Raw genomic sequence first — 18,382 nt, 5'->3', positions numbered from 1 at the left:
CGGCCCAGGCGCGCGGCGCCGATGGCGCAGCGGGCGGGCGCGGCGGGGGTGGTGGCGGGCCACCAGAGGGCGGTCCGCCGCCACCCGAGGGCGGGCCGCCCGGGGGACTGGCGCCGCCCCCTTGCGCGGCAGCCAGCGGAGACGGGCGGAAGACGGTTTTTTCGCCGCTCATCGCGAAGTCCTTCTGATGCACCAGAGTTCCATGGCAAGGTCAGGCCATTCGCCAGCGATATACAGCCCGAGCGCCGGCGCGGTGGCAAACTCCTTCCAGTCGGGATGCGACCGGTCGAGTTCGAAATAGACATAGCCGGCCATGGCGCGGATCTGCGGCGGCGGCGCGGCGATGGGTGACAATGGCACGCCCGGCAGGGCGGCCTGCACCAGCTGCTGCATCTTGGCGACAGAGCCGATCTTGACCACGGACGGCAGCGCGCGGCGCACTTCTTCCGACGGTTTGCGGGTCGAGACGGCGAGATAGAAACGCCCCTGATCGTACAGGCCGCGATCGGTGATGGTCGAGACATAGGCGCCGGGTTGCAGCAGTTTCAGTTCCAGCTGCACCGCCGAGCGCGAGAATTCGGTGGAAAGTCCCGCCCGCAGCGCATCGATCACCGGCTTGAAACAGCCTTCCAGATCCTCATGATCATAGGTCGGGAAATCGCCGGGCCGGCGGTCGGCGCGGGTGAAGGTGGCCAGTTCGCCGGCAAAGCTGATGAAATCGGCAAACAACCGTTCGGGGTGGACGCGTTCCAACCGTTGAAGATGGCGCAGCGCCGGTTGCCAGCGGTTGAGCAGTTGCAGCAGCAGATAGGCCGCAAACGTCTCGCTGCCGCCATCGGCGCCCTCCACTGCCCGCATCGACAATTCATCCTGCCGCTGTTCGAGCCGGCCAAGGATGTCGACGAGAAACCCCGCCATGGTCGGCGAGGCGCGGATATCGAGCAATGGCGGGATATAGGCGTCGTCCCAGATGATCTTGCGGCCCACCCGTTCCTTGATGCGCGCCAGGCCCATCTTGGTGCGGCCAGCCAGATCGGCGGCATCGATGGCGAATTGCAGGTTGGGAACGGCGATCTCGATGGTTTCGCTGTTGCGGTCCGGGTCGGTCTGGTCGACGGCGGCGCGTTCCTGGATCAGATAGCGGGTGACATGGGCATCGGTGGCGCCGGGCCGCGCGAACAGCACGGCACCGTCCTGCCGCGCCGGCAGCGTCAGATAGATGACCTGCCCGCGCACCTGGTCATCGACATCGAACGCCGGCGGCGGCGACAGGCTGCCGGGCACGGCGACGACTTCGCCGTCCGGCATGACCGCAACGAGCCGGCGCACACCCATCTGGGCGCCGCTGGCCAGGTCTTCGTCAAGGGTGAGTTCGACAAGGCCCCATGGGTGCGCGACAGCGCCGGCAAAGCGCGCCTGAAGCGCCGCACCCTGCGCATCAGCCGCCGCCTGCAGATGCTGCGGACGGAGGAAAAGTCCTTCAGACCAGACTGGATGGGTCACGAGTTTTATATCCCGAATAATACCTGGTCATTGAATGACCAGATTGGTATTAATGTAAGTTACCACAGCATCTGTATCAAATATTGTGTCGTAGGAAGTTTGAATTACTGTGTTCATATCTTTTATATTTTGAATTGTCTCGGTGCCACAATTAGAAAGCCGACATCCTTGTATTGCAGCCCAAGATGCAACGGAAGCAGCCGCCGGAACCACTCCGCCGACAGCCTTCAATATCGCGAGACTTGGCATCAGAATCGCGCGTTGTAAGTTCACATTTCCGTTGGCATCAAATATTTTTTCATATTGCTGAACCATTTCGATACCAATCGAAGCAACGATTAGTGCTTCGCCGACATATTTTAGTCCAGTCTTGGCATCTACGGAGTAACCGTAAATGACACGCATGTCTTTTGAGGCGACGATACCACGTAAATTGCCCGATACATTTTTGATGGGCAGTTGTCGAAGCAAGTCAAATTTTCTGAAAGCTTGTGAACCAAAATACATGCTCGAACCAGTAGCAGCAGCTTTTAGGCCAGCAGTCATGCCCTTGGCCGTGCCAACGAGGCCAGAAGCAGCCTCAAAATAGGCTACCTTCGACGAATCTGTATAGGCAACGCATTGATTTTGCACAGGCCTCCCCTCCTACCTAGCCTTCAATCACACGAACACATAGGTCAGCTTGTCATCCGGCGCCGTCACTTCGATGCGCTCGACCTGCTTGCCATCGGCCATGCGGCCCAGCAGTTCCGTCGACAGATGCGGCAGCATGTCGTTGGTCAGGATGGCGTCGATCATGCGGCCGCCGCTGGCCAGTTCGGTGCAGCGGCTGACGATATGGTCGGTGACCGACTGGTCGTATGTCATGGTGATCTTGTGGTTTTCGGCCACGCGCTTGACGATGCGGCCCAGTTGCAGCCGCACGATACCGCCCAGCATGGTCGGCGACAGCGGATAATAAGGCAGCACGATGAGGCGCCCCAGCAGCGCCGGCGGGAAGGTTTTCAGCAAGTCCGGCCGCAGCGCCTTGGCGAGCTGTTCGGAATCCGGCGCCGTTTCCGGATCGGCGGTCACCTCCATGATCATCTCGGTGCCGACGTTGGACGTCAACAGGATCAGCGTGTTCTTGAAGTCGATGTACCGGCCTTCGCTGTCGTCCATATATCCCTTGTCGAACACCTGGAAGAACATCTCGTGCACGTCGGGATGGGCCTTTTCGACCTCGTCGAGCAGCACGATCGAATAGGGCCGGCGCCGCACCGCCTCGGTAAGCACGCCGCCCTGGCCATAGCCGACATAGCCGGCCGGCGCGCCTTTCAGGGTCGAGACGGTGTGCGCCTCCTGAAACTCGCTCATGTTGATGACGATCAGGCTATCGTCGCCGGCATACATCATCTCGGCCAGCGCATGCGCTGTTTCGGTCTTGCCGACACCCGATGGGCCGCACAGCATGAACACGCCAACGGGCTTGTTGGGGTTGTCGAGCTTGGCGCGACTGGTTTGCAGACGCTTGGCGATGGCGTCCATGGCATGATCCTGGCCGATGACGCGCTTTTTCAGGCTGTCGCCGATGGTCAGCACGCCGGCAATCTCGTCCTTGACCATGCGGCCCACCGGCACGCCGGTCCAGTCGCCGACGACGCTGGCCACCGCATTGGCATCGACCTGCGCAAACACCATCGGCGCATCGCCTTGCGCCAGCGCCATCTGCGCCATCGCGGCTTTCAGGGCCTCGTCATGGCTGGCGGTATCCTCGCCGGCTGCCGTGGCATCGGCGCGGGCAGCGCGCGTCTCGATGACGGCGGCGACCGCAAGCTTTTCGGCGTCCCATTTGGCCGTGGCGGCCTCCAGCGCGGCGCGGGCGGTGACCAGCGCGGCCTCCACTTCGCCGATGCGCTTGGGGCTGGCCATGCCGGCGCCGGCTTCGCGCACGGCGATTTCATGTTCGACTTCGAGCAGTTCGACGCGGCGCAGACGGTCTTCGACGGGGGCCGGCGTTGCGTGCTGGCTGACCGCGACGCGGGCGCAGGCGGTGTCGAGCAAGCTGACCGCCTTGTCGGGCAGTTGCCGCGCCGGGATATAGCGCTGCGACAGCTTGACCGAAGCCTCCAGCGCTTCATCAAGCACGATGACTTCATGGTGCTTGACCATGGCATCCGAGATCGAGCGCAGCATGGCGATGGCCTTGTCGGTTTCCGGTTCGCCGACGTTGACGGTCTGGAAACGCCGGGTCAGCGCCGGGTCCTTTTCGAAATACTGGCGATATTCGGCCCATGTCGTCGCTGCGATGGTGCGCAGCTTGCCGCGTGCCAGCGCGGGCTTGAGCAGGTTCGCCGCATCGCCGGTGCCGGCCGCGCCGCCGGCGCCGATCAGGGTGTGCGCTTCGTCGATGAACAGGATGACCGGGCTGGCCGAGGCTTCGACCTCGTCGATGACCTGGCGCAGGCGTTTTTCGAACTCGCCCTTCACGCTGGCGCCGGCCTGCAACAGCCCGATGTCGAGCGAGCGCAGCGTCACGCCCTTGAGCGACGGCGGCACATCGCCGTCGGCAATGCGCCGGGCAAAGCCTTCGACGACCGCCGTCTTGCCGACGCCGGCCTCGCCGGTCAGAATCGGGTTGTTCTGCCGGCGGCGCAGCAGGATATCGACGACCTGGCGGATTTCGGCATCACGCCCGACGATCTTGTCGATCTCGCCGGAGCGCGCGCGCGCCGTCAGATCGATGGAGAATTTCTGCAGCGCGGAGCCTTCCTGTGCGGGCTCAAGGCCCGGCTCGCCGCTGCTGCCGGCGCTGCCGCCAGTGGTGCTCAGGCCGCCGCCTTCGCTGGCTTCGCTGCTGGAGGCCGTGATGCTGGCAAAGCCGGCAGCCAGCTTGTCGGCATCGATCTTGCGATATTCGGAACTGATGCCGGTCAGGACGTTCTTGAGGCCCGGCGTTTTCAGCAGCGCGAACAGCAGATGCCCGCCGCGCACCTTGCCGGCATTGAACATCAAGCTGGCATAGAGCCAGCCCTTTTCCACCGCTTCCTCGACATGCGGTGACATGTCGGACACGGCACTGGCGCCGCGCGGCAGCTTGTCGAGTGCGGCAATAGTGTCGCGGCCCAACTGCCCCTCATCAAGGCCGAAATGCGCGCGGATCGCCGCCAGATCACCCTTGGGATCGGCATTCAGCGTATGCAGCCAATGCACCAGTTCGACATAGGGGTTGCCGCGCAGCTTGCAAAAACCAAAGGCGGTTTCCACGGCCTTGAGCGCGCTGGGGGCAAGACGCCCGAAAAGGGCTGCCCGGCTGATTTCCGTCATGCTGCTTCTCCAGTCAAAGTTTGCGGGGCCGATACGCCGGCCCTGATCGTCAAGTCGTGGCGCTGGCGCACATGGCCGCGCGGGGCCGTCCAGCCGGTCCAGCCAAGGCGCATTTCTCCCAGCCGGGCAGGGCGCACATGATGTTCCGAAATCGCCACCTGCGCCCGCCATTCGATATGATGGGGCAGCGCGGCGCCGGCGGCCTCGCTCAGCAGCCGGTGCGCCCGGCCGCCCGGCAGCATATCCTCGAGATCGGCCATCGACTTGGCGCGGATCGCGAAAGCGACATCGAATTCCACCGAAAAAAAGCGCCCGCCCAGCGTTGTGCCCTGCCCCAATGTGGCATGGGCCTTGCCCAGCCGGCTTTGCTGGTCGCGCGGCACAGGGCGCCAGCGGCCAACGGCTTCGGTGACGCTGACCGGCCGATCGAGCAGGTCGGACAGGATCGCGGCAATGGCCGACGGGGAGCGCAGCGTCGCCATATGGCCGCCATAGGGCAGGCGCCGCCAGTCATCGAACGTGCTGGCGTCCCCCGGCGCCGGGCGGCCATCAGGCGACAGGAAATCCAGACCCGTGACGCCCGACACAGCGCCGACAAAGCCGGCAAAAAGGTCATCGGCTGGCCGCTGGGCATTGGCAGCCGGGTTGGCGTTGGCCCAGGCGCGGTAAAATTGCTGCAATGGCCGGCTGGCCAGCAGGTCGAGAAAATCACCGAACGGCGTCGGCCCGCGCCGTGACTGTTCGAAGATCGCGATTTCGGTGAGATGGCTCGGCAACGGCCCCATCGGCCCGGTCATGCCCAGATGCTGCGACTTGATGGCGGGCCGGCGCTTGCTGCTGCGCCAGCCGGACAGGGTGGTGCGCGGAAAATCAAAGCTGGAATGATGGGCGAAATCCACCGCTTCAAGTGCCGGATCAAGGGATTCGCCGATGCGCGGGCGCGCAGTGTCCGCAGCTTCGACCGCGCGGCCGGCGGCAAAGAAATCCCAGCGCGTCGCGTCCTGCGCCAATTCGGCGAACAGGGCCGTCAGATCGTCGCTTGGCGACCGGACCATAGCCCCTCCCATGCCTGCCAGTTCCAGGTCAGGCCATTGTCGGCGACGACCTCGCATTCGGCAAAGCTGTTGATCGTGGCAAAATCCGCCAGGAACCGCGCCACGACGCTGGTGAACAGATAGGCGCTCGATGCTTCAAAGCTGGCCATTGCCACCCCCAGCGTCAGTCGTTGCCCACGCTGGAACGCCAGCCGGCTGGCGCCGCTGGCGCGGCGCGTTACCGATTTTGCCGTCAGGCTGCTCAGGCCCTGAATTTCGCGGCGCAGCGCCGGTGCCTCGTCGCGCAGATACAGGCCCAGATGATCGGCCAGCGTGTCGGGCGAGCCATCGGGCCGCACAAAGCCGTCGCGGCCCGGCGCCAGATGGCTGATGATCCGCCAGCTGGCATCCGACAGGCCCATCGGCGGCTGCGGGCGTGTCGGCCCGATCAGCAGATTGATCGCGGCAATGCCCTTCATGTCGGTCATGGTCAGCGACAGCGTGGCAGCGCCGGGCCTGAGCCGGGTCGGCAAGGCGCGATTGGTTACCAGGCCGCGCGCGCCAAGTTCGATGATGCTTGCTGCCAGCTTTGGATCGTCCGGCGAGGACAGGCTGATCCAGGTTTCGGTGCCGATATAATCGCCTTCGCGGCGGCGGCGGCTTTCGGTTTCGGTCAGGCGGCGCAGGCGGCGACGCAGGCTGTAGTATAGCGGCTTGGCGCCGCGTTCGACCCGGCGCGAATACAGCGGCAGCGCCGGCGTGCCGACCAGATCCTCGGTGGCATAGCCGGTGACGCGGTCCAGCCGATAGACCTCGTAGTCCAGCGACGCCGTGCGGTCGGCCAGCACGATGTTTTCATGGTTGCGCTTTTCGATCAGCACCCTGTCAAATCGGCGTTCGAACAGATTGATGACCGGCGCGGCGAACGGCACCAGCGTTTCGGACGACACCGCGCCGGCAAGCGCCGGAACCGTGCGGCGCAGCGGAATGACGACATCCAGCGCGCGGTCTGCATGGCAAAACCCGCCGCCAGCCCGGTCAGCGTCACGAAACGGAATTTCTGCGGCATGGCAAAATATTCGGCGAGCAGGCGATAGCCGCCAAAAGACCGCGCTTCGTCGGGCAACAGCGCCTGGTCGGCGTCAAAACCGCACGGCGCCACCGGCCCGGCCGGCACCGCCCACTCGGTGCGGCGGCCGCGTTCGGGCGACACCAAGCGCACGCCCAGTTGTTCGTCCATCAACTGCTGGTAAAGCAGGTTGGGCACATCGCCGCCGCCGCCGATGAACAATGGCAGCGTGTCGATCGGAATCGACGACAGCGGCGCCGCCGACGTCGCCTCGATGCGAAACCGCAAGCCTGCCTCGCCCAGCGCCTCGCCGGTGGCCGCTGCGATCGCTGCGCGCGTCGGCAGATATTCGATGGCCGTCACAGCCAGCGGCCAGAGCTGCACATCCTGGCCCGTGGTGAACTGCACCGGCTGTGTCAGGTCGCCCGCCAGCGCCGCGAACAGCGAGGAACCGCGCGGGTGCAGCACCCCTTCGGGCGGCGTCGCATCACCGGGCATGGGCTGCAGGGCGATGATGCCCATGGCCGGCGTCGGCGCCAGATAATGCGGATACAGCGCCTCCAGCAACGACTGGGTGAAGATCGGGAATTGCTCCTCCATCTTCACGCGCACCCGGGCGTTGAGATAGGCGACGCCTTCCATCAACCGCTCGACATGGGGATCGGGGTCGGTGGGCGCATCCAGGCCGAGCATGCCGGCGACCTGGCGATGATCTTCGGCAAATTCTGCCGACCGGCGCCGCAGATACATCAGCTCGCGGTTGTAGGCACCGAGCAGGCGCGGATCGATCGCGCTCATGACGTCACCTCGACTTCGCCCGAATCAAGCGCGACCGCCGTCTTGAGCTCGACGAAACGGTCATCGATGGCGCCCTTGAGCTCGCCGTGGATGGTGAAGCGCACCTTGTTTTCATTGGCGACGTCACTGGTATCGAAGGTCACCTTGACGGTGCCAGGCGACAGGCGCGTTTCAAAGGCGCGGATGGAATCCGCCAGATCGCGCGCGCGCCGGTCAAGGCTGGCCCGCGCCAGCAACATGGACGTCAGGTCGCTGACACCCTGGTTGAGAACGGAAGTCGTCACTTCGGGATAGTCGGCCAGGTCGATGGCGGCGCTGAACTGGATGTCGTTCATGATCCAGGAAATATCGCGGATGACGACCTTCTTCAGCTCGCGCTCCGTAAAATTGTCCAATGGTGCGATATAACAAGGCGCGACATCGCGTGAGCCGTCGCCGCGAATGCGCGACATGCCGCCAATCAGTTTGTCGAGCACTGAAGGCTTGAAGGGCCGTTCTTCGCGCATGGCCCCGGCGATCCTAGTCGAGAGTCAGTTCGCGCAGCTCCAGCACGCCGCATTCCGGACCGTCGGTGGTGAACAGATGCTGGCCCAGCCCGTGTTCGGCGCCGCCGACATCATTGCCATCGGCACCGCCGAGTACGGCCCAGTCCGTGCCGCGCGCCAGCATCAGCGCCGGCTGGCCGCAGCCATAGGTGCCGGGATAGGTGACGGGAGTCAGCGCGGCAGAACTCTGGCCGGATCGCAGTTCGAGATCGACCGACAACCAGACCATGTCTCGCAAATCTTCGGGGCCCTTGGACCTGATCCGCTTGACGGCGGCAAAAGGCACAAAGCCATATTGGTCGCCGACAATGATCTCCATCATCGGCCCGAAACGGCTGTCGGCGTCGGCAATCCAGGCGAAAGCCTCGCCATTGAGCGTGCCGCTGTTGGCGGGTGCGGCCTCCAGCGCGGCGGCGTTCATCGCAGCTGCGCCCGGATCCTTGCAATTGCTGGCATGGATGGCATCCAGAAGTGCCTCGACCCAAGGCTCGGTGCCCACGATCGATTTCGGACGTTCCTTGCCGGCAAACACCTTGTCGCGGGCGATCATGGCGGCCAGCGCCTGATTATAGACGCCGGCGAGCATCATAGCCTTGGGTTCGGTGGTGGAGAGGGCCTGGAGCTGGGTGCCGGCCTTTTCCCATTCGCCGTGAACGGCGATCAGCTGCCAGAAAAACTGGCGCGCCTGGGAATTGCCCGGCTCCTGGCGGAGCAGCGCGGCAAGTGATTGCCGCGCGCCCGCCATGTCGCCGCTTTTCAGCAGCGTTTCCGCTTCCATGCCCGTCTCCCCCGAAGTCCAGGCCTATTCGGCCGCGTTTTCTTCGACGTTGAAGGTGTAATCGCCGGCGGCAGTGGCTGCGCCGGTGTCGCCCTGCTCGAAGTATTCGATCTTCAACTTGGCGAAGTTGAGAGTGACATTTTCCGTCAGACGGTCTTCGCCGCCCGAGCCGCCGGTCGACACCGAAGACACCAGAACCTTGGTCATGGTGATCTTGACATAGACATAGGGCTTGTCGCCGGCCTTGCGGACATTGAGCTCGGCCGAGGTCAGGTGGGTACCCTTGAGGCAGGCCAGCTGCAGCGGCGGGGACGCCTTGTCGATCCATTTGGTGAAGGACAGATCCTGCACATTGGCCTTGCCGGCGCCGCCGCCGCCGCCGCTGTGGAACGTGCCCGACTGGCTGACGCCCCAGGACCAGGCGAGGACGTCGATATCGCCGACTGTTGCCTTGTCCTTGTCCTTGGATTCGCCCGCGATGCCGTTCGACATCTTCATGAACATATCAAGTGCCACGATAACTCTCCCTTGCTGTGATGATGAACCCGCGCTTCGGCGTTATTTGCCGGCCTGACGCAGCGCCGACGTCATGCCCAGTGTGATGTCCATGCCTTCCATCTGGAAGTGCGGCACAAACTCGAAGCTTGCACGATAGTAACCCGGATTTTCTTCGTCTTCCGCGATCTGAATGCCCGCGGCCTTCAGCGGCTTGCGAGCCTTTTGATCTTCGGATGACATGTCCGGCATGTGATCGACATATAGCGACACCCAGGTGCGCAGCCGGTCCTCAAGCTGCTTGGTCGTCGGCGTACCGCCCACCCAGTCGCGCACCATGCACTTGAGATAATGTGCAAAGCGGCAGCTGGTGAACAGATAGGGCAGCCGTGCCGAAAGCCGGGCATTGGCGGTGGCGCCCTTGTCGGCATATTCCTTAGGCATGTGCAGGGTCTGCGCGCCGATGAACGTTGCCTGGTCGGTGTTCTTGCGGTGAATGAGGCCGATCAGGCCCGCCGCCGAAAGCTCGCCTTCGCGGCGATCGGAAATGGCGATTTCGGTCGGGCACTTGACCGCCGTATCGCCGTCTTCGGTCGGGAACATGGCGACCGGCAGCCCTTCGACCGTGCCGCCCGACTGGACGCCGCGGATGCGGGTGCACCAGCCATATTCCTTGAACGCCGCATTGATGCGCACGGCCATGGCATAGGCCGCGTTCATCCAGGCATATTTGTCGTGATCGCCAGCGGTGTCCTCTTCAAAGGCGAATTCTGCCACCGGTTCGGATACGGCGCCATAGGGGCGGCGGGCCAGCACGCGCGGCATGGTCAGCGCGATGTAGCGGCTGTCATCCTTGGCGCGCAGCGAACGCCAGCCGGCATATTCCGGCGTGTCGAAGATCTTGGCGAGGTCGCGCGGCTTGGCGAGGTCCTGCCAGCTTTCCATGCCGAACAGCGCGGCCGATGTGCCGGAAATGAACGGCGCATGGGCAGCGCTGGCGATCTTGGCCATGCCTTCAAGCACTTCGACATCGGTCGGGATCTGCGAGAAGTAGAAATCACCGACGAGGCAGCCATAAGGCTGGCCGCCAAGCTGGCCGAATTCGGCTTCGTAGATGCGCTTGAACAGCGGCGACTGGTCCCAGGCGGCGCCGCGATAGCTGGAGAACATGCGGCGCAGTTCATCCTTGGAGGCGTTCATCACCTTGATCTTCAGATCGGTCGAGGTTTCCGAATTGAAGACCGTGTAGTGCAGCCCGCGCCAGGCGCTTTCCAGCGCCTTGAACTCTTCGTTGTGGATGATGACGTTGATCTGCTCGGTCAGCTTGCGATCCAGCGCGGAGATCATGCTTTCGATGGTGCCGATGACGTCGCCAGGCATGACATTGCTGCCGGCCAGCGCCTGCTCGGCCAGCGTGCGGACCGCGTTTTCGACGCGGGACTTGGCCTCGTCGGAACGGGGCTTGAATTCTTTTTGCAGCAAACTGGAGAAGTCATCGACTGTGACTTCGGCTGCAGCGGCTGCGCCCGCCTGGGCGGCATTGGGATCGGTGGCCATTGTCTGTCTTTCCCTCTGAGCTTTGGTTGCCGGTTAGGGCAGAATTCAGGCGCAAAAATTCACGAATCGCCGCCGCTGCGTGCCTTGGATTCGGCGGCCAGCGTCGAAAGAAGGTCCGGATTCTTCAGCAGTTGGTCGATGACGTCCTGCGCCTTGTCCTTGCCGTCCATATAGGCGAGCAGATCGGACAACTGGCGCCGCGCTTCGAGCATCGAGGCCGTGGCCGGAACCTGCTCGGCAACGCGGCCGGGGGTGAAATCATCCATGCTGTTGAACGTCAGGTCGACAGCCAGCTTGCCGTCGCCAGTCAGCGTGTTGTCGACAAAGAATGCCGCGCGCGGCGCGATGGATTTCTGGAATTCCCCGAAATTGTCCATATCGACGTTGACGAAGTCGCGCTCGCCCATTTCCTTCTTTTCTTTCTCGGACTTGCCGGAAAGATCGGACATGACACCCATGACGAAGGGCAGCGACACCTTCTCGACCGACCCGTAAGTCTGGACTTCATACTCGATGTGCACACGCGGGCTGCGGTTGCGCTTGATGAACTTCTGTCCGTCCTGAGCCATGTTGAATCCCCTTGAATGCCTAAGTGCCCCGAGAGACTCGGGAATCGATCTTAAACCCCTAAACAGTCTGCGTTACTCGTCCCGAATTGCCAATAGCTTGTGCGCCTCATCGACCCCGCCCGGGGCGATTTCTTTCAACAATTTGAAGAAATCCATCTCGACCCAATCGCGGACGCGCTTAAGCATGAGCGGAACCGGGCTGGTCGGCTCGTTTGCGGCATAATATCGATTGATCGCATCGATCGCGACCAGCACATCGGCGCGTGTCTGCGGCGTTTCGCCGGAAAAGCGTTTGGGTGCGGCGGCGACTGCGCCAGGCGCGCCAGGCGCCGCTGCGGCTTCCGACGTTTCGCCCGCTTCGGCTTCGGCGGCTTCGGCGGCGGCCGCAGGATCGGGAAACAGTTCCAGAACCTCGTCCGCAGCAGCAATCATCGATTTCAGTTGCGACGTGATCGGCCCGAAGCTTGGGGAATCCGACGCCTGCCGTTCAAATGTCTCGGTGATCGTGTAAAGCTGATCGGACATGGCCTGGAGCGCGGCGCGGCGTGATGCGATCTGGGCGCGCAACTGGATTGCCAGCGGCAAGGCGGCGGCGGCATCAAAGCCGGACGAAAGGGCATCGGCCGCCGAATCGGCTGCCCGCTCGGTTTCGGACAGCGCGATCATGAACCCGCGAAACTGCCGCGCCGTCTCATGGGTCGGCTTGGCAGCGCGCGCGGCAGCAGCGGTAATGGCGCCGCTCGCGGCCTGTTTGGCCAGCTTTTCCTCGTCCTCGCCGGTCCATTCCTTGATCGGTTTCAGTGCCATCGACAGCATCGCTGCGTTGAATTCCGTCTCGGACGGCGCGGGCATGCTGGCCATGCCAAGCCGCTGCAACGGCAACAGCATCGCCGGCGGACGGGCCAGTGCCGACAGCTCGTTGATACGGCCGATGACCATTTCCGCAGCCGGGCCGGGATGAAAATCCTCCCAATTCTGGTCCGCCAAACGGGCGATGAATTCGAGCAGCGCATTGGCGCTGTCGACGTCGCCTGCCCGGATCGCAGCCTGCACGGCAACAATCGCGGGCATCTGGTCCTTGGTCTTGCCGAGCATTTCGGCGCAGCGGCGCACGACCTTGCTCAGTTCCGGCGCCTTCATGCCGGCAAAACCGCCGGGCGCATCCTCGATGTCGCGGAAATCCGGGTCGGCACGCAGGTCCGGGCCACAGGGCGCATCGGCGCTGACTGGCGCCATCAGGCTTTCAATATCGACGAGGCTCATTGACCGGTTCCGCTTGCAGCAGGCGACAACATCGGGCGTGCGCCATCGCCCACCAGCATGAACGCGCCCCAGTAATAGGGGTGAGACGTGTCAGGCGCGGCGATCATGGCCATTTGCGCCGTGCGCAGCGCATCGCCCATCGGCGCATGTGCACCGGCCTCGAACATGGTGCTGATCAGCCGGGTCGATGCCGCGATCTGCCGACCGTCACGGGTGCGGAAGCTGTCGGGAATCGCCCAGTGCGTGGTCAGCACGGCGCGGCTGCCCGCCACCATGAAGGCACGCGCCAGACCATTCAGCGTGGCGGCCTGGCCGATTTCGTTGCGGAAACCGCTTTGGCCGGCCCGGTTTGCGCCAGCAGATGCGGCGGTGTTGCAAGCCGAAAGCGCAACGAGATTGGCATCAAGCTTCATGGCCGCGATTTCCTCGAAGCTCAAAAGCCCATCGGAATCGCCGACATCAGCAATAGATGTCACCAGCGCCGGCGGGCTGTCGCAATCGAGCTCGCCCTCCTTGAGGCCATGGGTGGCGAAGTGCAGGACCGCAAAATTGCCCAGCCGCCCGCCGACGCCTGCTGCATCGCCCAGGGCCGTGTCGGTAAAGGCGGCCTGTTCGAGTTCCTCGGAACCCTTGCCCATGGCTGCGGCAGCGGCGTTGATTTCCGCAGCGCCGACCGGGCGCAGCGAGGCGAAACTGGCGCGCAGCACGTCGGCCCGCGCGCCGCACTGGCCCTTGAACGACCCGCGCGACGGCAGGGCGGTCAGTTCCGATGCTGTTGGCGGCGCATGGTTGCCAAGCCCGAGATAAGGCTGGGCAGCGCGCGACGGGCTGATCGACCGGCTGATGAGGAACGAGCGCGGCGACACTGCCGAATCGATCCGCCGACCGGACGCCAGGAAGCGCACCTTGCTGTAGTCGCGGCTGTTCAGCTTCACACTGGCAGCAAAGGCATCGACACTGGCCTGATCCTCGACCAGCACGCCATAGGGCAGCTGCGTCATCGGCCCCGAAGGCTCGGTAACCAGCGTGGTCACGCCGTCCAGCAGCCGGCCCGCGCCGTCCAGCAGCGCGCTTTTCAGCTGCAGTGCCTTTGCCACATCATAAACGAGCACGATCGGGCGACCGTCGCTGTTTATGGTGCCGTCGATCGATTTTCGCACGCTGCGCGCCAGCTGCGCGAGCGCCGCAGTGTCGGCGCCGGTGCGATAAACAGCCGAGTCCGTGTCGCGGACCAGCATTGCAAAACTGCGCCCGGTCAGGCTGACAATCTTGAGATAGGCCTCGCCGGGCCGCATTGCCTTTTGCAGTTCTTCCAGGCTGGCGACGCTTTCTGTGGCCTGCTGGAACTGCTGGTCGCCGGCCAGTTCCGTGCGGATGGCGGCAGCGCGTGTTCCCAGGCTGGCAAACTCGGCCTCGATCTCGGCCCGGCCAGGCGCGTTGGCGGCCAATAGTGAAAGGCGCGTGCCAAGGGCGCGGGTTTCGCGGTCGATATCCTGCAAGGTCTTGGCCTTGACGGCGCCGTCGCTGGACCCGCTTTCGAAAATCTTCTGCAATTGGGCGATCTGCCCTGCAACAGCCGGAGGGCTGAGCAGCTGCGCCGCTTCGAAGAAGCGCGCCTTGGCAGCGGGAGCGCCGGCCGTGCCAGCGGCAATCTCGGCGGCGAGCACATCGAAATAGCCTTCGAGGCCGCCTACCGAAGCTGCCGTCGAGGGGCCCAGGGTGCGCAGCACGTCAAAGCCGGCATCGAACGCCGTGCGGGCAGCGGCGTTATCGCCCATCTGCACAGCCGCATTCGCCAGATCGATCTGGCGCTGGGCGTGAAGCGGCGTCCCGGCATAGACGGACGCGTCGGCAATGACGGCCGCAGCCCGTTCGAAATGGCCGCGCGCCACGGCCCCCAGGCCCTGGCGCTGCGCGATGCGGCCTTGCTCGGCCGCCAGTGCGCTGCGCAACCATAGCAGGCTTGAGGCATCAAGACCCGAATTGTCGAACCGCATCAGCAGGCGCTCGGCTTCGACCAGCGGCGCGAGTGCTTCAGTCAGCTTGCCAAGGCCGCGCAGGGCGCCGCCTTCGACATATAGCGTCTGGGCGCGCAGGATTGTCGGCCGCACCCAGCTGACGTCCTTGCGGCTGAGCGCACTGCGACCACCGCCGGCGTTCAATCGGCCAAGCACGATCGGATCTGCCAGGGGATTCTGCGCTGTTGCCGTGGACGTGTCTGTCGCCAGCGCGGTCTTCGCCAGGGCAGCCGCCGCTGTGAAATCGCGGGCGTTGAGCGCGTTCATCGCGCGATAGACCGCCAGTTTTGCAAGCAGAGCGTCTCGCGCGGCACCGCGCGGCGATTCAGGCGCATCGATCAACAAGGCTGCCTGTTCCAGATAAGCGGCAGCGGAATCGGCATAGCCAAGGTTGGACGCCGACAATGCGGCTTCGAGCGTGAATTCTATGCGATCGCCCTGCCGCGCATTGGATGGCAGTCGCGCCAGGTAGCGCGTCGCCAGTTCCCGCGCTTCGCCATGCTGGCCCCGCACCGAATAGTCGAGCACTTCGCCGCGGCGACCCGCAAGCGCGCCTTCGTCGACATCGCCAACGCCGCCTGCGCCGGAAGCCGGATCACCCAGACTTGCCAGCGCCAGCGTGGCGCGCGGCGTCACGCTGGCGCCAGGAAGAGCCGCTGTACCGGCCAGCGCCTCGGCGCCGGCCATCAGGTTGCCCGCAAAACGCTCCAGGCCTTCGGCGGTCACCAATTGCTTGCCGCGCGGCACGGCGAGCGCAAAGGCGGCGTAACCGCCCTCGATGTTGCGGCAGCGCGATGCTTCGCCGGCGCCAAGCCCGGCCACGTCAATAGTGCCTGCGGCGCCGCAGGTAATACGCCGCGCCTCGCCGGTCCGGACGGCCGGCAGGGCCGACATGCCGCCGGTGAACAGCGCGATGCGGCCGACGGACGCCGTATCTGTCCAGCCACGGCAACGCACGGAATAGACGATATCGAACACGCCGGTGGCGGCGGGATCGTTCCACAGCCGTTCGGCGCGGCACAATTCGCCTTGCGGCCCGCGCCCCAGGTCGAACGCATCGGGCAGCGCCGGCGCCGCCAGAGCAGGAACGCCCAATGCCATGGCAGCGCCGGCAAGCAAGCGTGCAAATCGTGTCATGGATTCTGACCTCATCATGGCTTGACCGCCGGCTTCGGCGCCTGCGCCTCGTCGTCGTCATCTTCGTCATCGCGCCACAGGGCTTCGTTGGTTGTCCCCGAAATCAGATCCACGGGCAGGATCAGGTCAGGCGCGTTGTTGATGAGCAGGCCCCGGCCCGGATCATTGAGCTGCACCAGTGGCAATGGCAGGCCCGTGACGATGCAGCCGGCGGTCGACAGCGCAACGCAGCCGTTGATGCGGACATTGTTGGGGCTGATGCCATCAAGCTGATCGGGCGAGATACGCAGGGCAGCAGCAATGCCCTCCTGGCCGCCCAGCGAGCCGAACACGCCAACCACCGGGTCGGCGCCCGTGCCGATCTTGTTGAGTTGCAGGCTGGTGAGCTTGATACCGCCGCCAGGCTGCGCCGTGCGATCGGTGTTCTGGATCAGCGCCCATTGCACCGGTGTCAGCACCAGCCGGGCCGCATCGACTATGGTGGCCTTCGCCAGCGCATATTGCGGTGCCGGCGTGTACAGGCTGGACACCGGGTTGATGAGATACTGGCCCCGCACGACATCGGTGGTCGGCGGGGTGCCACCCGCAGGCAGCAAGGCGTCGATGAACGGCAGGCCGACAGTCGGCAATGGCTTCATGCCAAGCGCGATGTATGTTGCGCGCAGCCTGACCGTCGAGCCAGCAGCCAGCAGCTGCCCACCCACAAAGGGCGTCGCATTGGTCTGTGTCGGCACAGCCACAACCGCAACGCTGCGGGCAAAATCGGCGGTTTCGTCAGTATCAGCCTTGGTCGCATCGCCGCCCAGCGTCAGCGTGCGTATCGGTGCGCCGGCGGCTGTCGCAAATTGCAAGGCGCCCACGACTTCGATGTCGCCGCTGGTGGTGACACCGACGCTGCGGACATTGGCGAACAGGTCGGTGGCTTCGAGCGTCACCTTCTTGCTGCCGGCCAGCACTTGCAGTTCCGCCGTGCGGAACCGTGCCAGATCACCCGAGTCCAGCAGCCGGTCCGTGCCGGCGCCGCCGATCGCAGTGACCGTACCGGCCCCTGTGACAGTCAGGGTCGTGCGGCCGGTGGACACCAGGTCGGTGGTGCCGCCAAGATCGATGATGCGTGCCGAAATGCCGGCGGTGCCGCCCACGACATGGTTGCCGCCGCTGCCAAGACCGAGCCGGACATCGGGTGCCGTCACGGCATAGTTGCCGGTCACAGTGGCCGAGCCGAGCAGATTGGCGATGGTACCGGCGACCGCCTCAAGGCTGGCGGCCTGGATGTTGGCCATCCTGAGTTCGCCCGCCGTTGCCGTCGCCTTGAGGGCGCCGGCAGTCACGGCCGCTGTGGTCAGGTTGTTTGCGGCGGTCAGCGTTGCGGCGCCGCTTGCGGTCGCAGCGCCGGTGATGACGGCGTTGCGGCCGGCTGTGACCGTCAGGCTGGCCGCACGCGACACGCTGGCGATGGTGGCATCGCCCGCGCTGCCGGTGGCTTCGAGCGTGATGGCGCCGCCGGCGACATTGCCGGTGGCAAGCGTGCCATTGGTCGCCTTGGCGACGATCTCGGCGTTGCCGCTGTCGATGGCGCCCAGCGAGAGATTGCCGCCTGCGGGCGCGGCGCCGGCCGTCAGGGCCGCATTGCCAGTGATGGCAGTGTTGCCGGTGATGGTGCCATTGCGGCCCGTGGTCAGCACCAGGGTCGTGCCGCGCGCGATGCTGGCGATGATGGCATTGCCCGCAGTCGCCTTGAGGTTCAGCGCCCCGCCCGCGACATTGCCCATGGTGAGCGTGCCTGCCGTGGCCGTGGCGGTAATGGCGCCGCTGCCAGTGTCGATACCCGCCGTGGTCAGGTCGCGGCCCGCCATCAGCACCGCCGGACCGGCCATGGCGACCGTGCCGACCATGTTGATATCACGGCCCGCCGACACATCGAGGCTGATGGCGCGGCCGATGCTGCCCACGCGCACATCGCCTGTTGCAGCGTTGGCTGTCAGGCGCAGGGGGCCGCCAGCGAGATTGCCGGTGGTGATGCCGCCGTTCGTCGATGTCAGGGTCAGGGCGTTGGCACCAATGTCGATGTCGGCCAGCGTGATGGCGCTGCCGGTCGTCAGCGTCACCGGGCCATTGATGAGCGCCGCGCCTGTGATGGTGGCGCTGCCGCCCGCCTTGATATCAAGACTGGTCGCGCCGGCTGTCTGGTTCGGCGCGTCGCCGCGCGCGATGCTGGCGATGATGACATCACCGGCTGTTGCCTCAAGCGTGAGCGCACCGCCGGTGACATTGCCCATGGTCAGCGTGCCCGAAGTCGCCGTGGCGTTC

The 18,382-nt window shown here is 64.8% G+C and carries 14 protein-coding genes; all 14 read right to left on the bottom strand.

Going from position 1 to position 18,382, the window contains the following annotated elements; all coding sequences use genetic code 11:
* Window positions 1-168: 168 nt before the first annotated feature.
* Window positions 169-1,503, bottom strand: a complete 1,335-nt coding sequence (gene tssK, locus RMQ73_RS13295; protein ID WP_310498774.1) for a type VI secretion system baseplate subunit TssK — start codon at window positions 1,501-1,503, stop codon at window positions 169-171.
* A gap of 27 nt (window positions 1,504-1,530) precedes the next feature.
* Window positions 1,531-2,136, bottom strand: a complete 606-nt coding sequence (locus RMQ73_RS13290; RefSeq protein WP_310498773.1) for a hypothetical protein — start codon at window positions 2,134-2,136, stop codon at window positions 1,531-1,533.
* A gap of 27 nt (window positions 2,137-2,163) precedes the next feature.
* The gene (gene tssH / locus RMQ73_RS13285) at window positions 2,164-4,809 is read right to left on the bottom strand and encodes a type VI secretion system ATPase TssH (RefSeq protein ID WP_310498772.1); all 2,646 of its coding nucleotides are present in this window, start codon (window positions 4,807-4,809) and stop codon (window positions 2,164-2,166) included.
* On the bottom strand, window positions 4,806-5,864 hold the full coding sequence (gene tssG, locus RMQ73_RS13280; protein WP_310498771.1) for a type VI secretion system baseplate subunit TssG: 1,059 nt from the start codon (window positions 5,862-5,864) through the stop codon (window positions 4,806-4,808). The genes tssH and tssG overlap by 4 nt, the downstream gene beginning before the upstream one ends.
* Window positions 5,837-6,793 carry a type VI secretion system baseplate subunit TssF gene (locus tag RMQ73_RS13275; RefSeq protein WP_310498770.1) on the bottom strand — a complete coding sequence of 319 codons (957 nt, stop codon included), beginning with the start codon at window positions 6,791-6,793 and terminating at the stop codon, window positions 5,837-5,839. The genes tssG and RMQ73_RS13275 overlap by 28 nt, the downstream gene beginning before the upstream one ends.
* Window positions 6,718-7,710: a type VI secretion system baseplate subunit TssF gene (gene tssF, locus RMQ73_RS13270; protein WP_310498769.1), complete on the bottom strand. Its 993-nt coding sequence runs from the start codon at window positions 7,708-7,710 to the stop codon at window positions 6,718-6,720. Before tssF ends, RMQ73_RS13275 begins: the two co-directional genes overlap by 76 nt.
* Window positions 7,707-8,216 (bottom strand): GPW/gp25 family protein, encoded by a 510-nt coding sequence (locus RMQ73_RS13265; RefSeq protein WP_310498768.1) that lies wholly within the window; start codon window positions 8,214-8,216, stop codon window positions 7,707-7,709. Before RMQ73_RS13265 ends, tssF begins: the two co-directional genes overlap by 4 nt.
* 13 nt (window positions 8,217-8,229) lie before the next feature.
* Window positions 8,230-9,033, bottom strand: a complete 804-nt coding sequence (locus RMQ73_RS13260) for a type VI secretion system accessory protein TagJ (protein WP_310498767.1) — start codon at window positions 9,031-9,033, stop codon at window positions 8,230-8,232.
* Between the two features lie 24 nt (window positions 9,034-9,057).
* Complete coding sequence (locus tag RMQ73_RS13255; RefSeq protein ID WP_310498766.1) at window positions 9,058-9,549, bottom strand: type VI secretion system tube protein Hcp; 492 nt, start codon at window positions 9,547-9,549, stop codon at window positions 9,058-9,060.
* Between the two features lie 42 nt (window positions 9,550-9,591).
* Window positions 9,592-11,085, bottom strand: coding sequence for a type VI secretion system contractile sheath large subunit (gene tssC, locus RMQ73_RS13250; RefSeq protein ID WP_310498765.1), 1,494 nt, complete (start codon window positions 11,083-11,085; stop codon window positions 9,592-9,594).
* Between the two features lie 59 nt (window positions 11,086-11,144).
* The gene (tssB, locus tag RMQ73_RS13245; RefSeq protein ID WP_310498764.1) at window positions 11,145-11,654 is read right to left on the bottom strand and encodes a type VI secretion system contractile sheath small subunit; all 510 of its coding nucleotides are present in this window, start codon (window positions 11,652-11,654) and stop codon (window positions 11,145-11,147) included.
* Window positions 11,655-11,726: 72 nt separating this feature from the next.
* Window positions 11,727-12,917 carry a type VI secretion system ImpA family N-terminal domain-containing protein gene (locus RMQ73_RS13240; RefSeq protein ID WP_310498763.1) on the bottom strand — a complete coding sequence of 397 codons (1,191 nt, stop codon included), beginning with the start codon at window positions 12,915-12,917 and terminating at the stop codon, window positions 11,727-11,729.
* The gene (locus RMQ73_RS13235) at window positions 12,914-16,072 is read right to left on the bottom strand and encodes a CHAT domain-containing protein (RefSeq protein WP_310498762.1); all 3,159 of its coding nucleotides are present in this window, start codon (window positions 16,070-16,072) and stop codon (window positions 12,914-12,916) included. The genes RMQ73_RS13240 and RMQ73_RS13235 overlap by 4 nt, the downstream gene beginning before the upstream one ends.
* Before the next feature lie 14 nt (window positions 16,073-16,086).
* A partial coding sequence (locus RMQ73_RS13230; protein ID WP_310498761.1) for a hypothetical protein occupies window positions 16,087-18,382 on the bottom strand: 2,296 nt, incomplete at its 5' end.

This window comes from Sandarakinorhabdus sp. (genome assembly GCF_031430775.1).
In the GTDB taxonomy this organism is placed as follows: domain Bacteria; phylum Pseudomonadota; class Alphaproteobacteria; order Sphingomonadales; family Sphingomonadaceae; genus Sandarakinorhabdus.
The sequence above is the reverse complement of the archived record's forward strand: the minus strand, read 5'-3'. Positions and strand labels throughout refer to the sequence as shown.